Annotated in this window: 23 protein-coding genes; 15 read left to right on the plus strand and 8 right to left on the minus strand. The window is 64.1% G+C overall.

Annotated features, from left to right (window positions below):
* Positions 1 to 8: 8 nt before the first annotated feature.
* Positions 9 to 638, plus strand: coding sequence for a response regulator (locus E2583_RS14355; RefSeq protein ID WP_291596823.1), 630 nt, complete (start codon positions 9 to 11; stop codon positions 636 to 638).
* 68 nt (positions 639 to 706) lie between these two features.
* Here E2583_RS14355 and E2583_RS14360 read toward each other — a convergent pair whose 3' ends face one another.
* Both E2583_RS14360 and E2583_RS14365 read right to left on the minus strand, forming a co-directional pair.
* Positions 707 to 1,366 (minus strand): OmpA family protein, encoded by a 660-nt coding sequence (locus tag E2583_RS14360; RefSeq protein WP_291596825.1) that lies wholly within the window; start codon positions 1,364 to 1,366, stop codon positions 707 to 709.
* A gap of 183 nt (positions 1,367 to 1,549) precedes the next feature.
* Entirely contained in the window at positions 1,550 to 1,720 is a 171-nt protein-coding gene (locus E2583_RS14365) for a hypothetical protein (RefSeq protein WP_291596827.1), read from the minus strand.
* Between E2583_RS14365 and E2583_RS14370 the strand changes: the two genes are divergently transcribed.
* A complete protein-coding gene (locus tag E2583_RS14370; RefSeq protein WP_291596829.1) occupies positions 1,719 to 2,894 on the plus strand; it encodes an MltA domain-containing protein in 1,176 nt (391 codons plus the stop codon). The genes E2583_RS14365 and E2583_RS14370 overlap by 2 nt on opposite strands.
* 29 nt (positions 2,895 to 2,923) lie before the next feature.
* Here the strand turns inward: E2583_RS14370 and E2583_RS14375 are convergent, their stop codons facing one another.
* Together E2583_RS14375 and E2583_RS14380 are read right to left on the minus strand one after the other, a co-directional pair.
* The gene (locus E2583_RS14375) at positions 2,924 to 4,633 is read right to left on the minus strand and encodes an MFS transporter (RefSeq protein WP_291596830.1); all 1,710 of its coding nucleotides are present in this window, start codon (positions 4,631 to 4,633) and stop codon (positions 2,924 to 2,926) included.
* A gap of 221 nt (positions 4,634 to 4,854) precedes the next feature.
* Positions 4,855 to 5,337 (minus strand): Lrp/AsnC family transcriptional regulator, encoded by a 483-nt coding sequence (locus E2583_RS14380; protein WP_291596832.1) that lies wholly within the window; start codon positions 5,335 to 5,337, stop codon positions 4,855 to 4,857.
* 198 nt (positions 5,338 to 5,535) lie between these two features.
* Between E2583_RS14380 and E2583_RS14385 the strand changes: the two genes are divergently transcribed.
* On the plus strand, positions 5,536 to 9,114 hold the full coding sequence (locus E2583_RS14385) for an indolepyruvate ferredoxin oxidoreductase family protein (protein ID WP_291596834.1): 3,579 nt from the start codon (positions 5,536 to 5,538) through the stop codon (positions 9,112 to 9,114).
* 49 nt (positions 9,115 to 9,163) lie between these two features.
* Here E2583_RS14385 and E2583_RS14390 read toward each other — a convergent pair whose 3' ends face one another.
* A complete protein-coding gene (locus E2583_RS14390; RefSeq protein ID WP_291596837.1) occupies positions 9,164 to 9,487 on the minus strand; it encodes a hypothetical protein in 324 nt (107 codons plus the stop codon).
* Between E2583_RS14390 and yajC the strand changes: the two genes are divergently transcribed.
* The 4 genes from yajC (at position 9,480) to E2583_RS14410 (ending at position 15,214) form a co-directional block, all read left to right on the plus strand.
* Positions 9,480 to 9,812, plus strand: a complete 333-nt coding sequence (gene yajC, locus E2583_RS14395; protein ID WP_291596838.1) for a preprotein translocase subunit YajC — start codon at positions 9,480 to 9,482, stop codon at positions 9,810 to 9,812. The two genes, E2583_RS14390 and yajC, sit on opposite strands and share 8 nt — an antisense overlap.
* Before the next feature lie 88 nt (positions 9,813 to 9,900).
* Complete coding sequence (secD, locus tag E2583_RS14400; RefSeq protein ID WP_291596840.1) at positions 9,901 to 11,799, plus strand: protein translocase subunit SecD; 1,899 nt, start codon at positions 9,901 to 9,903, stop codon at positions 11,797 to 11,799.
* An 11-nt stretch (positions 11,800 to 11,810) separates the two neighbouring features.
* Positions 11,811 to 12,767, plus strand: coding sequence for a protein translocase subunit SecF (secF, locus tag E2583_RS14405; RefSeq protein ID WP_291596842.1), 957 nt, complete (start codon positions 11,811 to 11,813; stop codon positions 12,765 to 12,767).
* Between the two features lie 53 nt (positions 12,768 to 12,820).
* A complete protein-coding gene (locus tag E2583_RS14410; protein WP_291596843.1) occupies positions 12,821 to 15,214 on the plus strand; it encodes a DUF1631 domain-containing protein in 2,394 nt (797 codons plus the stop codon).
* 63 nt (positions 15,215 to 15,277) lie between these two features.
* Here E2583_RS14410 and dprA read toward each other — a convergent pair whose 3' ends face one another.
* A complete protein-coding gene (gene dprA / locus E2583_RS14415) occupies positions 15,278 to 16,465 on the minus strand; it encodes a DNA-processing protein DprA (RefSeq protein WP_291596845.1) in 1,188 nt (395 codons plus the stop codon).
* A 14-nt stretch (positions 16,466 to 16,479) separates the two neighbouring features.
* Positions 16,480 to 17,667, minus strand: a complete 1,188-nt coding sequence (locus E2583_RS14420; RefSeq protein ID WP_291596846.1) for a LysM peptidoglycan-binding domain-containing protein — start codon at positions 17,665 to 17,667, stop codon at positions 16,480 to 16,482.
* A gap of 203 nt (positions 17,668 to 17,870) precedes the next feature.
* Between E2583_RS14420 and def the strand changes: the two genes are divergently transcribed.
* The 8 genes from def to E2583_RS14460 all read left to right on the plus strand — a co-directional run bounded on the left by def (position 17,871) and on the right by E2583_RS14460 (position 24,003).
* Positions 17,871 to 18,383 carry a peptide deformylase gene (gene def / locus E2583_RS14425; protein WP_291596848.1) on the plus strand — a complete coding sequence of 171 codons (513 nt, stop codon included), beginning with the start codon at positions 17,871 to 17,873 and terminating at the stop codon, positions 18,381 to 18,383.
* Positions 18,384 to 18,394: 11 nt separating this feature from the next.
* On the plus strand, positions 18,395 to 18,892 hold the full coding sequence (locus E2583_RS14430) for a hypothetical protein (protein ID WP_291596850.1): 498 nt from the start codon (positions 18,395 to 18,397) through the stop codon (positions 18,890 to 18,892).
* Positions 18,893 to 18,934: 42 nt separating this feature from the next.
* On the plus strand, positions 18,935 to 19,900 hold the full coding sequence (gene fmt / locus E2583_RS14435; RefSeq protein ID WP_291596852.1) for a methionyl-tRNA formyltransferase: 966 nt from the start codon (positions 18,935 to 18,937) through the stop codon (positions 19,898 to 19,900).
* The gene (locus E2583_RS14440; RefSeq protein ID WP_291596854.1) at positions 19,897 to 20,667 is read left to right on the plus strand and encodes an AzlC family ABC transporter permease; all 771 of its coding nucleotides are present in this window, start codon (positions 19,897 to 19,899) and stop codon (positions 20,665 to 20,667) included. The genes fmt and E2583_RS14440 overlap by 4 nt, the downstream gene beginning before the upstream one ends.
* Positions 20,664 to 20,996: an AzlD domain-containing protein gene (locus E2583_RS14445; RefSeq protein WP_291596857.1), complete on the plus strand. Its 333-nt coding sequence runs from the start codon at positions 20,664 to 20,666 to the stop codon at positions 20,994 to 20,996. The genes E2583_RS14440 and E2583_RS14445 overlap by 4 nt, the downstream gene beginning before the upstream one ends.
* A 222-nt stretch (positions 20,997 to 21,218) precedes the next feature.
* The gene (locus E2583_RS14450; protein WP_291596859.1) at positions 21,219 to 22,412 is read left to right on the plus strand and encodes a phosphoglycerate kinase; all 1,194 of its coding nucleotides are present in this window, start codon (positions 21,219 to 21,221) and stop codon (positions 22,410 to 22,412) included.
* A gap of 294 nt (positions 22,413 to 22,706) precedes the next feature.
* Entirely contained in the window at positions 22,707 to 23,186 is a 480-nt protein-coding gene (locus E2583_RS14455; protein ID WP_291596861.1) for a Crp/Fnr family transcriptional regulator, read from the plus strand.
* 142 nt (positions 23,187 to 23,328) lie between these two features.
* The gene (locus tag E2583_RS14460) at positions 23,329 to 24,003 is read left to right on the plus strand and encodes a hypothetical protein (protein ID WP_291596862.1); all 675 of its coding nucleotides are present in this window, start codon (positions 23,329 to 23,331) and stop codon (positions 24,001 to 24,003) included.
* Between the two features lie 21 nt (positions 24,004 to 24,024).
* On the opposite strand, the gene E2583_RS14465 is transcribed toward E2583_RS14460, so the two are convergent.
* Positions 24,025 to 24,582: an adenine phosphoribosyltransferase gene (locus tag E2583_RS14465; protein ID WP_291596864.1), complete on the minus strand. Its 558-nt coding sequence runs from the start codon at positions 24,580 to 24,582 to the stop codon at positions 24,025 to 24,027.
* Positions 24,583 to 24,681: the final 99 nt, after the last annotated feature.

Here is a 24,681-nt window from a genome sequence, read left to right on the forward strand (position 1 = left end):
TAGGCTTCATGGAACCTGTAACCGACGCTACCGTCTACGTGGTGGACGACGATGCCGATGTCCGAGAGGCATTGGCATGGCTGCTGCGTTCGCGCAGATTGCTGAGCGAGTGCTATCGCAACGCCGAGGAATTCGAGCAGGCCGTTCTGCAGACCAGCCCCGTGACGCGTCGCCCCAGCTGCCTGCTGCTCGATATGCGCATGACCGGCATGAGCGGCCTGTCGCTGTTCAACCGCATGCTGGAGCGCGGCCAGATCGAGGCCATGCCCGTGATCTTTCTGACCGGCCATGCCGACGTGCCCACGGCCGTGGACACGGTCAAGCGCGGGGCCTTCGATTTCTGCGAGAAGCCGTTTTCCGACAACGCGCTGGTGGACCGGGTGGAACAGGCGCTGGCGCTGTCCGCCGAGCATCTGGCCGCGCTGCAGGCGCGCGAGGAGGTGCGCAGCCGTCTCGACGAGCTGACCGATCGTGAAAAAGACGTGATGAAGCTGGTTGTCGAGGGCGTGCCGAACAAGCTGATTGCCGATCAGCTGGACATCAGCGTGCGCACCGTGGAAGTGCACCGGGCGCGGGTTTTCGACAAGATGCAGGTCAAGTCGGCCGTGGAACTGGCCAATCTGCTGCGCAACGCCTGAGCCGCAGTCTGCGAATCGCCACGGAAAAAGCCCCGCATGCGGGGCTTTTCTGCGCGCCGGTATCCGGCTTATTGAGGAGCGCGCTCACCCACGAAGATTTCCACACGGCGGTTGCGCGCACGGCCTTCGTTGGTGGCATTGGACGCCACGGGCTGGTGCGAGCCCATGCCCTGTACCTGGATGCGGGCACCGTTGACGCCACGTGCCGTCAGATAGTTGCGGGTGCTCTCGGCGCGCTGCAGCGACAGGGGGTTGTTGATGGCATCGGAGCCGGTGCTGTCGGTGTGGCCGATGATGCGCACTTCTGCATTGGGGTTGTTGCGCAGACCTTCCGCAAAGCGATCGAGGATGGGGGCGAAGTTGCCCTTGATGTCGGCGCGGCCGGTGTCGAACGAAATATCGCTGGGGATGTCCAGCTTGAGCTGGTTGTCTGCGGTCTGTGTCACGCCCACGCCTGTGCCCTGGGTCGCGGCTTCCATTTCACGCTTTTGCTTCTCGAGGTTCTGCGACCAGATATAGGTGCCCAGGGCACCTACGCCAGCGCCGATCAGGGCACCCGTGCCGGCGTTGTGACCGGTCAGTGCACCGATGGCAGCGCCGCCCAGCGCGCCCACGCCTGCGCCGGTGGCGGTGCGACGCGTGGTGTCCGACATGCCGCCGGTATTGGCACAGCCGGTGATCAACAGAGCAGAGGCCAGAGCGGCCGTGACAGCCATTTGCTTGCGCATAGAAAACTCCTTATTTCGAGGAACGACCCACAGGGGGTGGCAAACCAGCTTCGCCGGAAGCTGCAGGGCTACGAGCGTAGCGCCAAGAGAAGGTAAAAAAAGTAGGACGCGGGCCAGCGCGCGGTTTCTGATGCAAAAGATTGTCACAATCGGGCCGCGCTGCAAGGCTTGCAGTGCCATGGGCTAAGCTTGATCGGGGCCACCCTGCCCGGGGCCTGCAGGTGCTTTTTCGCTCCTGGCCGGCTCGGCCGGGGCCGGCAACTCACCCTTTTTCCGACCCGAGAACATGGTCCACCACACAATAGCGACCAAAATGGCCAATGCCAGCAGTGCTTCAAGCAAAATCAGACCCATGAATTTCCATCTCCTGCGCCGCTTCTCACTGGCGCTGATTGTAGGAACCCTGGTGGCCTGCACCACCACCAAGCAGCAAAACGACCCGGCTCCGGTGCCCGAGATGGCTCCGCATGGCGGGCCGGCCTCCGCAGCCAAGCCGCCGTTCACTGCCAATGTACCGACAAAAAGCCGCTGGGTGGCCGTGGACTGGGGCGAGCTGCCCGGCGTGCCACAGGATTCCCTGAACGAGGCCTGGAACGCCTGGATCAAGAACTGCGAGCGCCCCAGCACCGTGTTTGCCAATCTGTGTGGCGAGGTGCGCAGGTTGAGCATCGCCTCGGAAGACGAACAGCGCAGCTGGATGATGAATACGTTGCAGCCCTATCGCATCGAAGCGACCACGGGCAGCCCGGACGGCATGCTGACCGCCTATTACGAGCCCTTGTACGAGGCGCGCCGGGTACAGGGCAACGGCTTCAACGTTCCCATCTATCAGATCCCGCTGGGCTTCGGCAAGCGCAAGCCCTGGTTCACGCGCCAGCAGATCGACACCAATCCCGAGGCGCAGGCTGCCCTGGCCGGACGCGCCATCGCCTGGCTGCGCGACCCGGTGGACATGCTGGTGCTGCATATCCAGGGCTCGGGCCGGCTGATGCTGACCGAGCCCGACGGGCGCCAGCGCATGATCCGCGTGGCCTATGCCGGTACGAACGATCAGCCCTACAAGAGCGTGGGCCGCTGGCTGCTCGACCAGAACCTGGTGCGCGACGCCACCTGGCCCGGCATCAGTGCCTGGATTGCCGCCAATCCGTCGCGTGTCAACGAAATGCTGTGGAGCAATCCTCGCTATGTGTTCTTCCGCGAGGAGGCACTCAATGACTTCGATGCCCAGTTCGGCCCCAAGGGGGCACAGGGCGTGGCGCTGACGCCTGGTCGCTCGATTGCCGTGGATCGCAACAGCATTCCCTATGGCACGCCGGTCTGGCTGTCCACGCCCGGACCTACGGTGGCGCTCAACCGTCTGGTGTTTGCGCAGGATACGGGCAGTGCCATTCTGGGGGCTGTGCGCGCCGACTATTTCATGGGCTGGGGGGCCGAGGCCGGCGATGTGGCGGGGCGCATCAAGCAGCCGCTCAAGCTCTGGGCCTTCTGGCCCAAGGCACTGGCGGGGTCGGCACCGCATCTGCGCTGATTGCCGCATCAGGAGCGATCCGCCCTTTTCTACAGTGCATCGGTGAAGTAGCGCTGCACCACGGGAGGCTCCTTGCCCCTGTGAAAGCTCAGCTTGCGGTCGCGCAAGGCCACGTCGGCGGCCGTCACGCGCTCGAAGCGGCGCAGATGCTCGGTCCAGGACTCGTCGGTGATCTGCTCCACAAAGCGCTCGGGCTGGCTCATGCTGTGCAGCAGGCTCCAGGACAGCGCACCCTGGCGCAGGCGGCTGCGCCGGCTCAGCTGCATCAGATCGCGGAAGGCAGCGGCCCTGGCCGGGTCGATCAGGTATTCGATGGTCACCACCACGCGGCCGGCTTCTGGCGGCTGTGCGGCCGTCGGCGGCGTGAAGGCGCGTGAGGGGCTGAGGTCCTCCTCGATGTCGCGGTCCGGGTTCAGGCGCTGCACGATGAGCAGGGCCGTCAGCCCGCTGACGGCGGCCACCGCCATGCTGATCTGCACCGACCCCAGGCTGGCGATCTTGCCCCAGATGGCGGCACCGATGGCCGTGCTGCCCATGATGGACATCTGGTAGACGGACATGCCGCGTGCCCGCACCCAGTTGGGCAGGGCCATCTGCGCGGCCACGCCCAGCGTGTTGGCCGTGGCCAGCAGGGCCAGGCCCGAGAGCATCATGCCCGGCACGGCCACCGCGATATGGGGGGCGAAGGCCACGGTCAGCGTGGCAAGGCTTTGCGTGGCCACGCCGGCCAGCACCGTGCGCTCGCCCGACAGCATTTGTCGTATGCGCGGCAGCAGCATGGCGCCCAGGATGGCCCCTGCGCCCATCGACGCGAGCAGCAGCGTGAAGGTACCGGCGCTGCCGCTGCTGGCCGTGCCGTGGTCCAGGCGCTGGGCCGTCAACGGCAGCAGCGCCATGATGGCGGCGGCCTGCAGAAAGTAGCAGACAGTGCGCAGCAGCACGGCATGCATGCGCGGCGATTCCTGGATGAACTGCAGGCCCACGCGCATGGCCGAGCCCAGGCGTTCGCGGCCCAGCGGGTTGGCGGGCTGCTGGCGCTTCCAGCGCAGCAGCACAAAGCCGGAGACGACGGACAGCACGGCATTGAGCACAAACACCCAGGCGCTGCCCAGGCTCGCAATCAGGGCCCCGGCCACCAGCGGGCCGATGATGCGCGAGGCATTCATGGCCACGCCGTTGAGCGCCATGGCAAAAGGCAGGTGGTGCTTGGGCACCAGTTCGGGGATCAGCGCGGAGAACACCGGCCAGCGCATGGCCAGGCCGATGCCGTTGGCAAACACCAGAGCCAGCAGCAGATAGGGTGTCAGCTGCCCGGAGAGCACGGCCAGACACAGCAGCAGCGCCACGGCAGCCACCCAGAACTGGGTGACGATGAAATAGCGGCGCCGGTCCAGGATATCGGCCAGCGCGCCGCTGGGCAGGGCCAGAAAGAACACCGGCAAGGTGGAGGCCGACTGCACCAGCGCCACCAGCACGGGCGATGTGGTCAGCGATGTCATCAGCCAGGCCGCCGCCACATCGTTCATCCACATGCAGATATTGGCCGTCATCCAGATCATCCACAGCATGCGGAAGGTGGGCGTGGCCAGCGGAGTCCAGACGCCCGGAGGCGCGGTCGGCGGCGCGTTGGCGGCATGCATGGCCGAGGGATCTTCCAGCAGCTTGCCCGCAGGGACCTGGCCAGACTCTGAATATGGGGGATGGGGTGAAGCGCGTTCTGCGGAATCGTCGTGGGCCATGGGGCACGATTCTGGAGCAGGAAAGTTGCGCTGACAAATACGTAGTTTCTCAAACCTGCCCGGCCTGGCGCGGACAGCCAGATCTGCGATGGGTGCTACATAGAAGATAGCGTCATGCGCAAGATACGAAGACATTTCAATCTTCTTCAGCCGCCTGTTGCCGGTCCATCAATCGGTGCATGCTTCACTTTTGATAGAAGCCGCTGCGTCGCGCGCCGCACTCAGGCCTGAGTCAGCGTACTGGGCAGCGGCAGGGCGCTGCTGGACTTGACCTCGCCCAGCGAAAAAATCGTGTGCACGTCTTTGACATTGGGCAGGCGCAGCAGCACATTGCGCACAAAGCCGGAAAAGCTCTCCAGATCCCTGGCAACGACCTGCAGCTCGAAGGTCCCCGCGCCGCTGATGTAGTGGCAGGTGGTGACCTCGGGCAGCAGGCGGATGGCTTCCTCCATGCGCAGCGTGATGTCGGCCGTGTTCTGTGCAGCGTCCACGCGCACAAAGGCCAGCACGCCCAGGCCCAGCTTGTGGCGGTCCAGCGTGGCGTGATAGCCGGTGATGTAGCCCGACTCCTCCAGCGCGCGCACGCGCCGCCAGCAGGGGGCGGCGGACAGGCCGACGCGCTGGGCCAGTTCGGCGTTGGTGAGGCGGCCGTCCATTTGCAGCTCGTTCAGGATGGCCCAGTCAAAGCGATCAAGTTGGTTCATGAGCTGCAATTTACAGCAAGATTCTTTCAAAAACTAGGTTAATCCCGGCAATAAAAAGAAAGCTCTATGCGGGGTGTTTTGCTTAAACTTTGCTCAAACAACTTGCGTTCCGTGCCTCTGGCGCAGGAATGCCCAAAGCCATATGCTGCTCTGGTAGCCAACAGCTGCCACGGGTGGTCACCCACATGGAGACAAGCCATGAATGCCCCTTTGCCCGATGAAGTCCGTCGTGCCCTGGAGTCTGTGACTCTGGACGACAAATATTCGCTGGCCCGCGGCCGCGCCTTTATGAGCGGCGTACAGGCGCTGGTCCGCCTGCCCATGCTGCAGCGGCTGCGCGATGCGCAGGCCGGGCTCAATACCGCGGGCTTCATCAGCGGCTATCGCGGCTCGCCTCTGGGCACCTACGACCAGTCGCTTTGGGCCGCCAAAAAGCATATGGAGGCGAATCACATCGTCTTTCAGCCCGGCGTGAACGAAGAGCTGGGCGCCACGGCCGTCTGGGGTACGCAGCAGCTCGATCTCTATCCCGAAACCAAGAAGTTCGACGGTGTCTTCGGCATCTGGTATGGCAAGGGGCCGGGCGTGGACCGCTGCTCCGACGTGTTCAAGCACGCCAACATGGCGGGCACCGCCAGGCATGGCGGCGTGATCGCGATCGCGGGTGACGACCACATCAGCAAGTCCTCCACGGCCGCGCACCAGAGCGACCACATCTTCAAGGCCTGCGGCACGCCGGTGTTCTTCCCCAGCAATGTGCAGGACATCCTGGACATGGGCCTGCATGCCTTTGCGATGAGCCGTTTCTCGGGCCTGTGGTCGGGCATGAAGACGATCCAGGAGGTGGTGGAGTCCTCCTCATCGGTCCTGGTGGATCCGGATCGCGTCAACATCATCCTGCCCGAAGACTTTCAGATGCCGGACGGCGGTCTGCATATCCGCTGGCCCGATCCGCCGCTGGAGCAGGAAGCGCGGCTGATGAACTACAAGTGGTATGCGGCCCTGGCCTATGTGCGCGCCAACAAGCTCAACCACAACGTGATCGAGGGCCCCAACGACCGCTTCGGCATCATCGCCAGCGGCAAGGCCTATAACGACACGCGCCAGGCCATGGCCGACCTGGGGCTGGACGAGGACACCTGCCACCAGCTGGGCATCCGGCTGCACAAGGTGAATGTGGTCTGGCCGCTGGAGGCCACCATCACGCGCGATTTCGCCCGCGGCCTGCAGGAGATTCTGGTGGTCGAGGAAAAGCGCCAGGTTATCGAATACCAGATCAAGGAAGAGCTCTACAACTGGCGCGACGATGTGCGCCCCAACGTGGTGGGCAAGTTCAGCGACGAGCATGGCGGCGAATGGTCGCTGCCCAATCCCAGCACCGACTGGCTGCTGCGTCCCACGGCCGATCTGACCCCCGCCATCATTGCGCGCGCCATTGCCCAGCGCCTGAAGAAGCTGGGAGTGCCCGAACATGTGCAGACGCGCATGCAGCAGCGTCTGGCCGTGCTCGACGCCCGCGAAGCGGCGATCAAGGCGGCCAAGGAAGTCTCGACCGGCGACCGCACGCCCTGGTTCTGCAGCGGCTGCCCGCACAACACCTCGACACGCGTGCCTGAAGGCTCGCGCGCCGTGGCCGGCATCGGCTGCCATTACATGACCACCTGGATGCCCGACCGCCGCACCAGCACCTTCACACAGATGGGCGGAGAAGGCGTGACCTGGGTCGGCCAGGCACCTTTCACCCAGGAGGCCCATGTTTTCGCCAATCTGGGCGACGGCACCTACTTCCACAGCGGGCTGCTGGCGATCCGCCAGAGCATTGCGGCCGGCACCAACATCACCTACAAGGTCCTCTACAACGACGCCGTGGCCATGACGGGCGGCCAGCGCGTGGGCGAGCGGCCCGAAGGCCATTCGGTGCTGCAGATCATGAACAGCCTGCTCTCCGAAGGCGTGCAGAAACTGGTCATCGTCACCGACGAACCCGAGAAATACGATGGCGTGAAGCTGGGCGAAGGCGTGACCGTCCACCATCGCGACGAACTGGATGCGATCCAGCGCCAGTTCCGCGAGCTCAAGGGCTGCACGGCCATCATCTACGACCAGACCTGCGCCACCGAAAAGCGCCGCCGCCGCAAACGTGGCACGCTGAGCACGCCCGACAAGACCGTGGTCATCAACGAGCTGGTCTGCGAGGGCTGTGGCGATTGTTCGGTGCAGTCCAACTGCCTGTCGGTGGAGCCCGTGGAGACGGAGTTCGGCCGCAAGCGCCGCATCAACCAGAACAGCTGCAACAAGGACTACTCCTGCGTCAAGGGCTTCTGCCCCAGCTTCGTCACCGTCGAGGGCGGTCAGCTCAAGAAGCCCAGGCAGGAGAAGAAGGGCAGCCTGGAGGCCTTGCCCCATATTCCCGAGCCCGTCCTGCCCGTGGCCGAGCAGGCCTGGGGCATCGTGGTGGCCGGTGTCGGAGGCACGGGCGTGATCACCATCGGCTCGCTGCTGGGCATGGCCGCGCACCTGGAAGGCAAGGGCGTGGTTACCCAGGACGCGGCGGGTCTGGCGCAGAAGGGCGGCTCCACCTGGAGCCATATCCAGATTGCCAACCGCGCCGATGCCATCTACACCACCAAGGTGGACATGGCCAAGGCCGACCTGGTCATCGGCTGCGATCCCATCGTGGCGGCCACCCCCACCACCTTGTCGGTGATGCAGCCGGGGCGCACCTATGTGGCGCTCAACAGCCATGCCGCGCCCACGGCCACCTTCGTGGGCAACCCCGACTGGCAGTCGCCTGCCGCGCGCTGTGCCACGGTGCTGGCCGAGGCCGTGGGCCAGGGCGCCCTGGGCAGCTTCGATGCCGAGAAGGCCTCCACGGCCCTGCTGGGCGACAGCATCTACGCCAACCCCATGATGCTGGGCTACGCTTGGCAAAAGGGCCGGGTGCCGTTGAGCCATGCCTCGCTGATGCGCGCCATGGAGCTCAACGGCGTGCAGGTGGCGCGCAACCAGGAGGCCTTCGAGTGGGGCCGCCGCTGTGCCCATGATCTGGAGGCCGTGCGCGCTCTGTATCAGGCCTCGCAGGTGATCCAGTTCGTCAAGAAGCCTTCGCTCGAGGAAATGCTGGACAAGCGTGTGGAGTTCCTCACGGCCTACCAGAACGCGGCCTATGCCGGGCAGTACCGCGACTTTGTGGCCAAGGTGCGCGCGGTGGAAGAGCCGCTGCAGCAAGGCACGCGGCTGTCCCAGGCCGTGGCGCGCTATCTGTTCAAGCTGATGGCGTACAAGGACGAGTACGAGGTGGCGCGTCTGCACACCGATGCGGCGTTCACCCAGAAGATCAGCGGCATGTTCGAGGGCGACTACAAGGTCGTCCACCACCTGGCGCCTCCTGGCTTCGCGAAGAAGGACGCGCAGGGTCATCTGCTGAAGAAGTCCTATGGTCCCTGGATGCGCAAGGCCATGGGCTGGCTCGCCGGCCTGAAGGGACTGCGCGGTACGGCGCTCGATCCCTTTGGTCGCACCGAGGAGCGCCGTACCGAGCGTGCCCTGATCGTCGAATACCGGCAGTGCATCGACACCCTGCTGACGGGCCTGACGGCCGACAAGCTGGCGCTGGCCGTGGAGATCGCCTCCATCCCCGAGGACATTCGCGGCTACGGTCACGTGAAGGAACGCCATCTGGCGGCCGCGCGCATCAAGTGGCAGGCACTGATGACGCGCTGGAGCAGTGCTGCGGCACCTGCGGCCGCAGCGGCCCGTCGGACGGCAGTGAACTAATTGCGCCGAAGCGCATCAGAACAAGGCCGGGGTGACCCGGCCTTTGTATTCATGGCCGCAGGCGCGATATGTGCGCCGGGTCATCTGAGTTGCCGGCTGCCAGCGCCTGAATTGGCTGATATTCAAATATAAAACAGTCAGAAAGCAATACAGGAAAAGCGCTGTCCGCTATGCTTTTTGCGGGCTTTGTTGATGTGGGAAGGGAGGTCCCCATCGCATCAGGGAATGCCTGTGCTGTGCGGCTGCCCATGCCAACGCCGGGCGCAAGCCAGCCGAATACAATGTCCCGCTGACCTGGTCGGACGCGCAACGGTGCGCCTGCCGGGACCTGTTCCTGACAAATCCACTCTTTCGGAGTCTTTTTCGTGTTCATTTCTTCTGCTTTCGCCCAGACCGCTCCCGCCGCCGCTGCTGAAGGCGGCTTCATGGGTTCGCTCACCGGCATGCTGCCTCTGGTGCTGATGTTCGTGGTGCTGTACTTCGTGATGATTCGTCCCCAGATGAAGCGCCAGAAGGAACACCGCGCCATGATCGACGCGCTGGCCAAGGGTGACGAAGTGGCTACCGCCGGCGGCATCATCGGCACCGTGACCCGCATGGCCGAGCAATTCATCTACATCGAAGTGGCTTCCGGCGTGGAAGTCCAGATCCAGCGCTCGGCTGTGGTGCAAGTGCTGCCCAAGGGCACGGCCAAGTAAGCCTGTCCGCTGTGGATTTTGAGGGGTACGGCGCTCGAACAGAGTGTGCGTACCCGTTGTGCGTTGCTGTAAAAAAAAGAGCGCGATCATGAACCGATACCCGGTCTGGAAGTACGCGATCATCGTGATCGCGCTGCTGGTGGGGGTGCTCTACACCCTGCCCAATTTCTTTGGTGAAGCGCCTGCGGTGCAGGTGTCCTCGGCCAAGTCCACTGTGAAGGTGGACAACGCGGTGCTGCAAAAGGTGGAATCCGCCTTGAGCGCGGCCAGCGTCAAAGCCACTTCGCTGTCGCTGGAGGGCACTTCGGTGCGCGCCCGCTTCGATACGCCCGACGAGCAGCTCAAGGCCAAGGACGTCATCCAGAAGGCCCTGGTGGCCGACCCCTCCGATCCCGCCTACATCGTGGCGCTGAACCTGGTGTCGCGCTCGCCCGACTGGCTCACGGCCATTGGTGCCAAGCCCATGTATCTGGGTCTGGACCTGCGCGGCGGCGTGCATTTCATGCTGCAGGTGGACATGGCGGCGGCCCTGACCAAGAAGGCCGAGAGCTATGCGGGCGATCTGCGCTCCACCTTGCGTGACAAGAACATCCGCCACGGCGGTGTCAGCCGCGACGGCAACAACGTCACCATCCGCGTGCGGGACGAAGCCACGCTGACGTCGGCGCGCAACCTGATTGCGGACCAGTTTCCCGATCTGACGGCGACCTCTTCTCCGGATGGCTCCGGCTTCAGGCTGGTGGCCTCGATCAAGCCCGAGGCGCTGCGCAAGGTGCAGGAACAGGCGCTCAAGCAGAACATCGTCACGCTGCACAACCGCATCAACGAGCTGGGCGTGGCCGAGCCCGTGATCCAGCAGCAGGGCCTGGACCGCATCGTGGTGCAGTTGCCCGGCGTGCAGGACACGGCCAAGGCCAAGGACATTCTGGGCCGTACCGCCACGCTGGAAGTGCGCATGGTGGACGAGTCCACCGAAGCGCGTGCTGCCGAGATGGGCTCCGGCCCCGTGCCCTTCGGCTCCGAGAAGTATCTGGACCGCAACGGGCAGAGCATCATCGTGCAAAAGCAGGTGACGCTGACCGGCGAGAATCTGACGGACGCCCAGCCCGGCTTCGACAGCCAGACGCAGGAGCCCACCGTCAACCTGACGCTGGACGCCAAGGGCGCGCGCATCTTCAAGGACGTGACGCGCGAGAACGTGGGCAAGCGCATGGCCATCATCCTGTTCGAAAAGGGCAAGGGCGAGGTGGTGACGGCTCCCGTGATCCGTGGCGAGATCGGTGGCGGCCGCGTGCAGATCTCCGGACGCATGACCACGGCGGAAGCCAACGACACCTCGCTGCTGCTGCGCGCCGGTTCGCTGGCCGCACCCATGGAGATCATCGAGGAATACACCATCGGCCCGAGCCTGGGTGCTGACAACATCAACCGCGGTATCCACTCCGTGGTCTGGGGCATGGTGGCGATTGCAGCCTTCATGTGCATGTACTACATGCTGTTCGGCGTGTTCTCCACGATTGCCCTGTCGGTGAACGTGCTGCTGCTGTTGGCCATCTTGTCCATGCTGCAAGCCACGCTGACCCTGCCCGGCATTGCTGCCATGGCGCTGGCGCTGGGCGTTGCCATCGACTCCAACGTGCTGATCAACGAACGCATCCGCGAAGAGCTGCGTGCCGGTGCCTCGCCCCAGGCGGCCATCCATGCCGGCTACGAGAATGCCTGGCACACGATTCTGGACTCCAACGTGACCACGCTGATCGCCGGCCTGGCCCTGCTGGCCTTCGGTTCGGGCGTGGTGCGCGGTTTTGCCGTGGTGCACTGCATCGGCATTCTGACCAGCATGTTCTCGGCCGTGTTCTTCTCTCGCGGCCTGGTCAACCTCTGGTATGGCGGCAAGAAGAAGCTCAAGAGCGTCTCCATCGGTCAGGTCTGGAAGCCTGAGGGTGAGGGTCTTCGTTCCGTGGCCGGTCGCGGCAGCAACAACTAAGGAGGAAGATCATGGAGTTCTTCCGCATCAAAAAAGACATTCCGTTCATGAGGTACGCGTTGGTCTTCAACGCGATCTCCTTCATCACCTTTGCGCTGGCCGTCTTTTTCCTGTTCTCGCGCGGCCTGCATCTGTCGGTGGAGTTCACGGGCGGCACGGTCATGGAAGTGGCCTACACCCAGCCAGCCGACATCGGCAAGGTGCGTGAAACCGTTTCCAAGCTCGGCTATGCCGACGTGATCGTGCAGAATTTCGGCACATCCAGGGATGTGATGATCCGTCTGCCCGTGCAAAAGGGCGTGACGACGGCCCAGCAAAGCGAGCAGGTGATCACTGCGCTGAAGTCCGAGGATGCCGAGGTCACGCTGCGCCGGACCGAGTTTGTCGGCCCGCAGGTGGGCGATGAGCTGATGCACAACGGCCTGATGGCACTGGGCATGGTGGTGCTGGGCATCATCATCTATCTGGCCTTCCGTTTCGAGTGGAAGTTCGGGGTGGCCGCCATCATTGCCAACTTGCACGACGTGATCATCATCCTGGGCTTCTTCGCCTTCTTCCAGTGGGAGTTCTCGCTCTCCGTGCTGGCGGGCGTGCTGGCCGTGCTGGGCTACTCGGTCAATGAGTCCGTGGTGATCTTCGACCGTATCCGCGAAGCCTTCCGCAAGTTCCGCAAGCTCAGCACGCACGAGGTGATCGACCACGCCATCACGTCGACCATGAGCCGCACCATCATCACCCACGCCTCGACCGAAGCCATGGTGCTGTCCATGTTCTTCTTCGGCGGCCCCAGCCTGCACTACTTTGCGCTGGCGCTGACGATCGGCATCTTGTTCGGTATCTATTCCTCGGTGTTCGTGGCGGCTGCCATTGCCATGTGGCTGGGCGTCAAGCGCGAGGATCTGGTCAAGGCTCCGACCAAGCCAGGGTCGCAAGACCCCAACGATCCCAACGCCGGAGCCGTGGTCTGAAGCCTTGATCAGGGCTGCGGCGCAAACCGCTTCGGCCGATTTACACTTACGGAATGGCTCCCTCGCAGTCTTCCTCCACCGCGCCTGCGGCCCCGCAACAGCTGGGCTGGCAGGCGCGCTTGCGTTGGGTCCATGGCATTTGCCAGGGCTTGCCCAGGGTCGCCCAGCAGCTCGATGAATTTCTCGCCAACCAGACCGGCGTCGTTTCCACGGCCAAGGAGATGCAGGAGTGGCGCGAAGCCTGGATCGGCTTCCAGCAACGCAAGGACGCCTGGGTGCAGGCGTGCGTGCCGGCCCTGCAACAGGCAGCGCGCAAGCCACCCTCCGGGACAGGGGAGGGCAGTGCCTCGGGCTCGGCCCCGCTGACGTTCGAGCTGCTCAGCGACGATGTCGTCGAAAACAAGATTCTGGCGTCCCGCATGGCCCTGGCCATGGGGGAGACACTGCAGCCTGGCTTCGATGCCATGCGCCTGCGCATGCAGGTGCTGGAGGGGCAGGAAATGGCTTCACGGGACCTGTTCCGGGTCGAGACCATCTGCCTGCATCTGGTGGAGCAATGGCTGAGCTGCGGCCTGGAGCGCAAGCAATTGCTGCGGGTCATGGAGCCGATGCAGAATGCGCTGGCACCGCTGATGGAGTCCGAATACGGCATCTTGCACAAGCTGCTGGATGCCAAGGGCGTCAGCAAGGCCCAGGATGCCCCGTTGCGGGTGAGGCGTACCGAGGGAGGCCCGTCCACAGGTGCCATGCATCTGGGCGGCAGTAGCGGCTTTGGCCAAGCCGCCGAGACGGGCTGGAACAGCTCGGCCATGCAGCAGTTCATGCCCGCCGGTATGGGGGCAGGCCTTGGGTCGGAGTCGGGAATGTCCTTGCCGCCAGGCACCAGCGCCGGTCTGGGCATGCTGGCGCGGGCACGCCACCGAGCGCTGGATGCGATGAACCAGCTGCGCCAGGTGCTGAGCCAGCCGGCGGTCGGCATTCCCGGACTGATGCCTGGGGCACCGCTTGTTCCCATGCCTCCGGCATCGGCTGCCCTGGCGCAGGCGCTGCAGGAGCAGCAACAGCTCATGGCGGCCGAGCTCCAGTCCCGGTATCCGGACGCGGCCGGTGCGGCCTTGGCCATGCCTGCCATGGACTACAGTCCGGCAGCGATCGGCCAGTTGGTCAATCTCGTGCGCGAACGCTCTGCCGACTGGAAGCAAAAGGCCCAGACCACGGGGGAGAAGGCGACCATCGAGGTGGTGGCGCTGATGTTCCAGAGCATTCTTTCGGAAGACCGCTTGCCGCCGTCCATTCGTGTCTGGTTTGCGCGCCTGCAGGTGCCTGTGTTGCGCGTGGCCCTGGCCGAGCCGCAGTTCTTCAGCGACCTTCATCACCCCGCGCGCAAGCTGATCGACCGCATGGGCTCCTGCGTGATGGGGTTCGATGCCAGCAGCATCAACGGCAATGCGCTGGAGACGGAGATTCGCCGCGTGGTTCAGGTGATAGAGCAATATCCCGAAACCGGGCAGAAGGTGTTTGCCCTGGTGCTCAGCGAGTTCGAGAGCTTCCTCACCAAGCATTTTGCCCAGAACCGGTCCACGGCCAAGATCACCAGCGTGGCCCAGCAGGTGGAGCAGAAGGAGACGCTGGCCATCCAGTACACCATCGAGCTGCGCAATATGCTCAGCGATATGCCGGTGCGCGAAGAGGTGCGGGACTTCCTCTTCAAGTCCTGGGCCGACGTGCTGGCCATGGCCACCGTGCGCTATGGGGCGAAGGATGCGCGGGCCATGCGCTTCAAGCAGGCGGCCAGCGAGCTGGTCTGGTCGGCCAGTGCCAAGCCGTCGCGCCAGGAGCGCGCGCGTGTCATCCAGGGGCTGCCGACCTTGCTGCAGACCCTGCGCGAAGGGCTGGAGCTGGTGAGCGTGACGGGCGATGCGCAGTCGGCCATGATCAAGATACTGACCGATACGCTGGCCCAGGCCTTCATGTCCAAGACGGCGGCCATTCCGGCCGAGCGAATCGAGGTCATGGCCAAGCGTCTGTCGGAGCTGGAAAAATACATCAGCGAGGACGGCAAGCTCGACGATTTGCCGCTGTCCAGCGAGAGCATAGAGCTGATGCTGGGCGTCGATGCGGGCGACCTGAACGTCATTGCCAACACGGACAGCCCGGTGGAGCCGGCCATGCTGGAGTGGGCCCAGTCGCTGGAAAGCGGGCGCTGGTTCACGCTGGACCACAACGGCAGCCGTGTTCAGGTGCAGTATGTCTGGCACAGCCGTCGCCGGCACCTGCATCTGTTCGCCTCGCTCGATGGCCATTGCTATCTGCTGCAGGCGCAGCGCATGGCCACCTATCTGCAATCTGGCCTGCTGGCCGTGCATGACGCCGAGGCGCTGACGGTGCGCGCCACGCGCGATGCGCTTCAGAAGATTCAGGCGAATCCGGAAAGGCTGGCCTGCTGACCAGCGCAGGCGCGCGGCGCTTTCCGGGTGCTTGTTTGTGCAGGGCGTCCGTTTCGGGGTATTTCAGCCCCGCGTGAGTCGCTGGTACAGGCCGCCCGGCAGGCGCGCGATCTGGCCATCGAGCTCCAGCTCCATCAGCTGCGCCTGCAAACGTGCGGCATCCCAGCCCGTGCGGTCGCTCAAGGATTCCAGCGACATCGGATCGTGGCCCAGTGCCTGCAGCAGCGGATGTTCGGAGACGGATGCATGGTTTTTGAGAGCATCTTGCGATTTTTCAGCTTGCGTCAAGACGGGCTTCAGCCCCTGAAGCTCTTCGAGCACGTTGTCGGCGGTCTCCACCAGCGTGGCGCCCTGGCGTATCAGTGCATGGCAGCCCTTGGACTGCGGTGCGTGGATGGAGCCGGGCATGGCGAAGACTTCACGTCCCTGTTCGTTGGCCAGGCGGGCCGTGATCAGCGAGCCCGACTGCAGGGCGGCCTCTACCACCAGCGTGCCTTGCGACAGGCCCGAGATGATGCGGTTGCGCTGCGGAAAATGCTGGGGCAGGGGTCCCCTGCCCAGCGGGTATTCGCCGATGACCAGCCCGTGGAGCGCAATTTGCTGTGCGAGCCTGGCGTGGGCGCGCGGGTAGACCTGATCCAGTCCGGTGCCGACCACGGCAATCGTGCAGGGGGACGCGCCTGTGCGGGCTTGAAGCGCTCCCTCGTGGGCTGCTGCATCGATGCCGCGTGCCAGACCCGAGACAATGCACAGCCCGTGTTCGGCCAGTGCCTGCGCCATGCTGCGTGCATGGATGAGGCCCTGGGCCGATGGATTGCGGCTGCCCACCATGGCCAGGGTGGCGGGGTAGGGGATCCAGGGCTGTGCGGATGCCAGCAACGCCGCCGGGCCCTGGACAAACAGCAGCAGGGGCGGATCTTCGGTCTGCAGCAGACAGTCCGGATATTGGGGGTGGCCCAGGTGGATCACCGCGTGCAGGACCCCCGGCACGGGAGAGTCGAGCCAGCGACCCAGAGCGCTGCAATGTTTTTCCCAGTCGGGGGGGAACCTGGATCCGGCCTGGATCTGGGCCTGGGTGGCGCATTCGGCCCAGACGGGCCGCGGCAGTCTCCAGACCGCATCGGCGCTGCCGGCTCTTGCCAGCAGGCGGCGTGCCGTGGTGCGCCCCAGGCCGGGTGTCAGCAACAGGCGCAGCCAGGACAGGACCTCGGGGCCGGCATGGTGTGCGTCTTGGGTTGCGGCGGACACCATGCTCTGGCTCTCTGTCAGGGGCGGGGCGACTGCAGGCCGTCGCCCACATTCACGCCGCGCTGGGCCGTGGTGATGAGCGCGTAGGAAACCCGGTCAAACACCTTGAAGACCATGGCATAGCCGTTGGCCTCGTCGGGCAGCTTCACGCGGTCACGGTCGGGGCTGGTCTTGTCCACGATGACATTGCCCTTGCTGACGAGCTCCAGCACAGTGCCGATGTCCATGCCGTCCCGGGTGCCCTTGTTGATGGCAATGACCTGATTCTGGGCCGCGTTGTAGCCCACCGAATCGCCGTAGATGGAGACCACGGCGGCATCCACCGCATGGCGCGGGGCATGCGGCACATAGCTCAGGTATTGCTGCGGCGGGGAGGGCAGCAGACGGTCGCCGGCCCGAATTTCGTGCTTGGAGCGGATGATGTCCACCGTGCCGGGTGCCGTCTGTACGGGCTTGCCCGGCTCGGATTCCAGCAGGGTCTCGCCGCGTGCCACGGTGGCACTGCCCAGATACTTGGCTTCGTAGCCCAGGATTTCCCCGGTGACGGGGTCCTTGAGGGGTCTGGCATCGCGGAAGATGCGGTAGCTCGCGGGCTGGTCCCTGCCGATGGTGATCAACGCACCGCCGGAGTTGCGCACATAGGCGCGATCGCCGTTGGCCATGAGCACGCGCTTGTCCTGCGTGGCGATGATGCGCGGCGCCTGTGCCAGGGCCTGATCGTCCACGACCAGAGGCTCTGCCAGGAAAGGCTCGATCAGGTGCGGCGGCAGCGTGGGCAAGGCCAGGTCGCTCAGGGAGGATTCACGGGTTTGCGGCGATACGCGCACCATGTCGGGATCGCCGTTGGGCGCCGTGGTCGACAGACGGGCATAGCCATTGCTGCGCACCAGATACAGCATCTGGCCGGGGTAGATCAGATGCGGGTTGGCGATGCTGGAGAGGTTCATGCCCCAGAGTTCGGGCCAGCGCCAGGGCTGGCGCAGATACAGGCCAGAAATGCCCCAGAGCGTGTCGCCGCGCCTGACGGTATATTGCGCGGGAGCATTGGGGGCCAGTTCGTTCTCGGGGATGCCCTGCTGAGCGACTTGCTGTGCGGTGGAGCGCTGGGTGGCGGTCACAGGGTAGCTCTGGGCGTGGACCGAAGTCAGGGCTGCAAGCAATGTGGCACCGATGCTCAAGGCGCGTGCAGTGGCAAATGCGGTCATGAAATTCCTTCTGGCGGGATTCGTTTGCTGCAGCGTCCCTCGCGTCGCCGCACTGTGGCCGATCTTGGCATAGCCAGCCAACAAGTCTTGCAAATGTGTCGAAATTCTCGATGCAAGGCCTCGATAGATCAATGTTTATTGAGGGCGTGACAAGCGTTTGGCGTCAAATGTTGGGACAATAACGACAGATTTACCGACACACCATGGCCATTCTTCCCATCCTCTGCTATCCCGATCCCCGTCTTCACAAGGTCGCCAAGCCCGTGGCGCAGGTGGATGAGCGCATCCAGACTCTGGTGAAAGACATGCTCGAGACCATGTACGACGCCCAGGGCATCGGCCTGGCGGCGACACAGATCGATGTGCATGAGCGGGTCATCGTGATTGACGTGTCCGAGGAGCGCAACGAGCCCATGGCGCTGATCAATCCGGAGATCCTCTGGGCCAGTGAGGAAACGCAGCTGGGCGAAGAAGGCTGCCTGTCCGTGCCCGGCATCTACGACGGCGTGGAACGCTCCATTGCCGTCAAGGTCAAGGCCCTCGATGAACACGGCAACAGCCGCGAGATCGACGCCGAAGGCATGCTGGCCATCTGCATCCAGCACGAGATGGATCACCTGCTGGGCAAGGTGTTTGTCGAGTACCTCTCGCCGCTGAAGCGCAACCGCATCAAGACCAAGCTGGTCAAGGCCCAGAAGCAGGCCCAGCGGGCCTGATCGGAGTTTCCATGCCCCTGTCCCGCCTGCAAACACTGTTGACCGCAACGCTGCTGGCAGCGGGTCTGGCGGGTTGCATGGTGCCCCAGTGGCAAAAGCCGGGCATGCCTCAGGCCGACGTGGAGAAAGGCATGGGCAAGCCCACGCTGGTCGTGGACTTGCCCGACGGCGGACAGCGTCTCGTCTACAGCCAGCAGCCGGCTGGCCGGCAGGTCTATCACATGGATTTCGATGCCCAGCGCAAGCTGGTGCGTGTGGAGCAGGTGCTGGATACGGCACACTTTTTTGCGCTGCGCAATGGCGTGGATACCCGCGACGACGTCTACCGCGTCTTCGGCCCGCCAGCCATCGTGGAGAAGGTCTACAGCTTCAAGGGTGACATCTGGACCTATCGTTTTCTGGACAATACCTTTGCCCGTCGTGCCCATGTGCACATAGATCCGCAAGGTGTGGTGCAGAAGGTCATGTTCACCGATGAGAGCATGTACCTGCGAGAGCCGCACCGTTGAGCGCCTGGCAGCCGACGGCTGCCTTTTTAATTGGTGAGTCCCATGAAAGTCATTTTTGCCGGCACGCCCGAATTTGCGCGCGTGGCCCTGGAGAGTCTGCTGGCCGCAGGTTTTGAAGTTCCGCTGGTGCTGACCCAGCCGGACCGCCCCGCCGGGCGCGGCATGAAGCTGCAAGCCTCTCCCGTCAAACAGTGTGCGCTCGAACATGGCATTGCCGTGGCCCAGCCGCTGAGCCTGCGTCTGGACGGCAAATATCCCGAAGACGCTGCAGCAGCCAAGGCTGCGATTGATGCAGCTCAAGCCGATGTGATGGTGGTGGCGGCCTACGGCCTGATCCTGCCGCAATGGGTACTCGATACGCCGCGCCTGGGTTGCCTGAACATCCATGCCAGCCTGCTGCCACGCTGGCGCGGTGCAGCGCCCATCCATCGCGCCATCGAGGCCGGTGACGCCGAGACCGGCGTCACCATCATGCAGATGGATGCCGGTCTGGACACTGGCGATATGTGCGTGATCGAACGCCTGCCGATTGCCGCTGAGGACACCACGGCCAGCCTGCACGACAAGCTGGCCGCGCTGGGAGGCCGCCTGATCGTGGAAGCGCTGGAAATGGCGGCCTGCGGAAGCCTGCCGCGCACGCCCCAGCCCGCCGCCGGCGTGACCTATGCCCACAAGATCGAGAAGGCGGAGAGCCTGATCGACTGGCGCGAAAGCGCCGATGTCATTGCGCGGCGCCTGCGTGCCTTCAACCCCTTCCCGGGCGGCGCCACCAGCCTGGGCGGCGAAGCCATCAAGGTCTGGGAGGCCTGGTCCGAGGCAGGCTCCGGTGCGCCCGGCATGGTGTTGTCGGCCGATGCTCAGGGGGTGCGCGTGGCCTGCGGCAGCGGCGTGCTCAACATGACGCTGTTGCAGCGCGCGGGCGGCAAGCGCCTGGCCGCCGGCGATTTTCTGCGCGGCTTCGAGCTGCCGGCAGGGGCGCAGCTGGGAGAGGGCGCAGGCGAGGTATGACGCAGATGGCGGTCACGCTGGGTCAGCGTGCGAAATCGATAGTCAGGGATCCGTTTTTCTGGGCCGGCTCCAAAGAGATGGGGGGCACGGCCCTGGGCATTGCCGCCTGGGGGCTGGTGACCGGCGTGGCCATGGTCAAGAGCGGCCTTTCCGTGCCTCTGGCGCTGTTCATGGGTTTGAGCGTCTATGCGGGCAGCGCCCAGCTGGCCGTGCTGCCGCTGATGGCCGTGGGGGCGCCGCTGTGGGTGGTCTGGTTCACCGCCATCTGCGTGAACCTGCGTTTCGTGATCCTGTCCAGCATGTGGCGCAGCTACTTCGCCCATCTGAGCCTGCGTCATCGCCTGGCCGTCGCCTATTTCAGCGGCGATGTGATTTTCGTGAACTTCATGCGCCGCTACCCGGAGGCCAGACCGCAGCCCGAGCAGGTCCCCTATTTCTGGGGCGCGGCCCTGACCAACTGGCTGGCCTGGCAGATTCCGTCCACGCTGGGTATTTTTCTGGCCGACCAGATTCCTCTGTCCTGGGGTCTGGGCTTTGCGGGTGTGCTGGCGCTTGCGGGCGTGCTGCTGTCCATGCTCAAGGACCGGGCAACCTGGGTGGCCTCCATCGTGGCCTGCACGGCTGCGGTGGCGGCCTTTGCGCTGCCGCTCAAGCTCAATATCCTGGTGGCGATCGCCGCGGCCGTGGCCGCGGGCCTGATGACCGAGCAACTGCAAAAGCAGGCCGGACAGCGGCCGGGTGCCGCGCAGGAGGAGGAACGGTCATGACGGGCAGCTTCTGGGTCATCGTCGCCTGCATCGGCCTGGCACTCATCACGCTGGTCACGCGTGCCTTCTTCATGATTCCGGAGCGTGAGCTGCCGCTGCCCAACTGGCTCAAGCGCGGGCTCAAATACGCGCCGCTGGCGGCCTTGGCCGCCGTGATCGCTCCCGAGATCGTGATGAGCAACGGCCAGCTGATCGGCAGCCTGGCCGATGCGCGACTGCCCGCCCTGGCCGCTTCTGTGGTGTATTTTTTTTACCAGCGCAGCATTCTCGGAACCATCGCACTGGGCATGGCGATTTACCTGCCGCTGCATATCGGCCTGGGCTGGTAGCCTCAAGACCAGAAAAAACAGGAGCTGAGTGCTCCTGTTTTCATATGGGTTGCTGGAAAAAGGGCTTGAAACCAAGTTACAGAGCGCGCAAGATGCTCCTGTTTTTGAGTCGAGTAAGCATGTAAAAGCGATGCCTGAAAGAGTTGATCGCCCTAGAATGCTGGCAGATTTTTTGTTTTCCAACCTTTGTATGGGCGACTTTCGGAGTCGCTTTTTTGCTGCATGAACATCATCCGCTTCTCCGATCTGTGCGCCCAGGGCAAGGCCCGGGGTCAACGTGTTTTCATCCGTGCCGACCTGAACGTGCCCCTGAACGACTCCGGTGAGATCACCGAAGACACGCGTGTGCGTGCGTCCGTGCCGGCCATCGAGATGGCGCTGAAAGCCGGTGCGGCCGTGATGGTCACCAGCCACCTGGGACGTCCCACCGAAGGTGAATTCCAGCCCCAGGACTCGCTGGCCCCCGTAGCCAGGCGTCTGTCCGAATTGCTGGGCCGCGATGTGCCCCTGGTGGCCAACTGGGTGGACGGTGTGCAGATCGCTCACGGCCAGGTCGTGCTGCTGGAGAACTGCCGTGTCAACGTGGGCGAAAAGAAGAACAAGCCCGAGCTGGCCCAGAAGCTGGCCAAGCTCTGCGACATCTTTGTGAACGACGCCTTTGGCACCGCCCACCGCGCCGAAGGCACGACCTACGGCATCGCCGAATACGCCCCCATCGCCTGTGCCGGACCTCTGCTGTCGGCCGAGATCGACGCGCTGAACAAGGCCCTGGCCGCGCCTGCACGCCCTCTGGCCGCCATTGTGGCCGGCTCCAAGGTCTCCACCAAGCTGACCATCCTCAAGAGCCTGGCCGACAAGGTGGACCAGCTCATCGTGGGCGGCGGCATTGCCAACACTTTCATGCTGGCTGCCGGCCTGAAGATCGGCAAGTCCCTGGCCGAGCCCGATCTGGTGGCCGATGCCAAGGCCGTGATCGACGCCATGGCTGCCCGTGGTGCGAATGTACCCGTGCCTTCCGACGTGGTGACCGCCAAGACCTTTGCAGCCGACGCCGTGGCCACCGTCAAGAAAGCCTCCGAGGTCGCGGATGACGACATGATTCTGGACATCGGCCCGGAAACCGCAGCCCTGCTGGCCGAGCAGCTCAAGAAGGCCGGCACCATCGTCTGGAACGGCCCCGTGGGCGTCTTCGAGTTCGACCAGTTCGCCCATGGCACCCAGGTCATCGCCCAGGCGATTGCCGAGTCTCCCGCGTTCAGCATTGCCGGCGGTGGCGACACCCTGGCCGCCATTGCCAAGTACGGCATTGAAAAGGACGTGGGCTACATCTCCACCGGCGGCGGAGCCTTCCTGGAAGTGCTGGAAGGCAAGAAGCTGCCCGCCTTCGAAATCCTGGAAAAGCGCGCCCGCGGCTGATGGGATTGAAGTACGGCTCTCACCTACATAGGAAGGGCAGTATCAGCTACCAAAAAAGGATCGACCAGTCGATCCTTTTTTGTTGGGGCAGATCCGGATACGGATCTCTGGAGTGTGCAAAAGTAACTCAGCTGCGCAAGTGATTGGCGGGACTGTAGTAGTCGCTTAGCATTCAGCCTGCGTTGATGATGAACCATGGCGCACTATGCATTTCTTTTGCCCTGAGCGGCCGGGATGCGAATCCGGAGTGGATCACCCGGATGGCATGCGGCGTTCCCGTACTACTCACTGCTTATGTTCGCTTCCACCCCTCAGGACTTGTCGGCGCTGATTCTGGCGATGACAACCTCGGTCGCCACCGATACTGCCCAAAACGTGCTCAGTGCCGCGCAATGGGAATTGCTGGTGCCGTATCTGCAGCCGATCAACCTGGCGGCCAGCGAGGTGCTGTTTGCGGAAGGGGCGCTGGACCGCAATCTGTACATGGTGGAATACGGTTCGCTGAGCGTGCATTACCAGGATTCGAAGGAGAGGATCCGCCTGGCGCTGGTCGGCCCTGGCGCAATCGTGGGAGAAGGTGCCTTCTTCGCCCATCGGCCCCGCAAGGCCACGGTTCAGGCCGCAGCGCCCAGCCGTCTGTGGTGTCTGACAGCGCTGCGTTATTCCGAGATGGCCAATCGCCAGCCTGCGCTGGCGCTGGCGCTGCTGACCATGGCGGGCCAGGTGCTGGCCCGCCGCGCGGGGGACAGTCGCCGCCGGGTGGCCAGCACCTGAGTGAAGATTTTTTGTGCTCCGGACGGGTTGGGCGCTTGATCCACGTCGGACAAAGGCTAATATTTCAGCCCGTGTCACGAGCTGCTTCAGACCTGGGGGCAGAATGTGTCCTATTGTAAATATTGCCTGATCGAGTCTGCTCATGTCCCTGTTTCGATGGTTTTCTCGCGCGCCTCGCCACGACCATGGCACGCAAGCATCGCGCCACGAGGATGATCCGGGGGCGCGTCAGTCGCAGCGCCGGGAGCGCTCTGCCAGACGCGAGCAGCTGTACGTCATCGTGCGCGAAGCCATGGTCCGGGTCGGGATTCTCTCTGCCGGCTACAAATTCAAGGTGCTGTCGCTGGACAACGTCGGCCAGCGCTTTGTCGTGATGGTGGATCTGGCGCCTGCCTATGCGGCAGATGCTTCGCAGCAAAGACGTATCGAGGCCTTGATTGCAGAATTGGCCAGAACCCGCATGGATGCCGGGGTTCACGCCGTTTACTGGCGTGTGAACGGGCAGCTGCAAACCGCCGCGACACCTGATTTTGCGCAGACCCAGTTTGACGGCCTTGTCCCTCCGATGAATGCGCAGCGCCAGGCGCCGCTGGCCGCTGCTGCGCCTGCAGGTCGCGCTTTCGAGCCCATTGACGCGCAGGAGATGGACGCTTTCAAGCAGGCCGTGGCCATGGCCTCCGCATCCCCTGCTGGGAGCGCTCGACCCTCCCGCCAGGCGCCCTTGCTGGGACCCGGCTCCGGCCATGAGGAAGGTGGCGAATTTGCCGTGTCCGGCCTGGGCTCCCTGGGTGCGACGCAGTACGGGGAGCTGCGCTGAGCGGCGCTGCGAAGCGCGGCTTCAGTGTCCGGCAAAGTCCACCAGAGTAAACAGCGGCAGGCCGCTGTCCCTGAGATGCCTGGAGCCACCCAGTTCCGGCAGGTCGACGATCGCTGCTCCCTCCACCACGGTCGCTCCCAGCTTTTCCAGTAGTTTCTTGCCGGCCATCATGGTGCCGCCGGTGGCAATCAGATCGTCAATCAGCAGCACCCGGTCCCCCGGTTTGACGGCGTCGGTATGCAGCTCCACGGTGGCGCTGCCGTATTCGAGCTCATAGGTTTCTTCGACCGTGGTGAAGGGCAGCTTGCCCTTTTTGCGGATGGGCACAAAGCCGACATTGAGCTCGTGTGCGATCACGGCACCCAGAATGAATCCGCGGGCATCCAGGCCAGCGACCACGTCGGGACGAAGCTTGGGATCCATGTAACGGTGCACAAAGGCATCGGTCATGACGCGAAAGACCTTGGGATCCTGCAGCAGGGGCGTGATGTCGCGGAACTGCACGCCCGGTGCCGGCCAGTCGGGCACGGTGCGGATGTGGTCGCGCAGATAGTCGTTGACGCTGGTGGACGATTGCATGGGCAGCCTGAGTTCTTTGAATGTCCGCCAGTTTAGGGGCTCGGACCCTCAATGCGGGTAAAAGGGATGTTGCGCGTCGCTCTGCAGGCAGGGGCTGGC

This window comes from Comamonas sp. (assembly GCF_009360615.1).
GTDB lineage: Bacteria > Pseudomonadota > Gammaproteobacteria > Burkholderiales > Burkholderiaceae_C > Comamonas.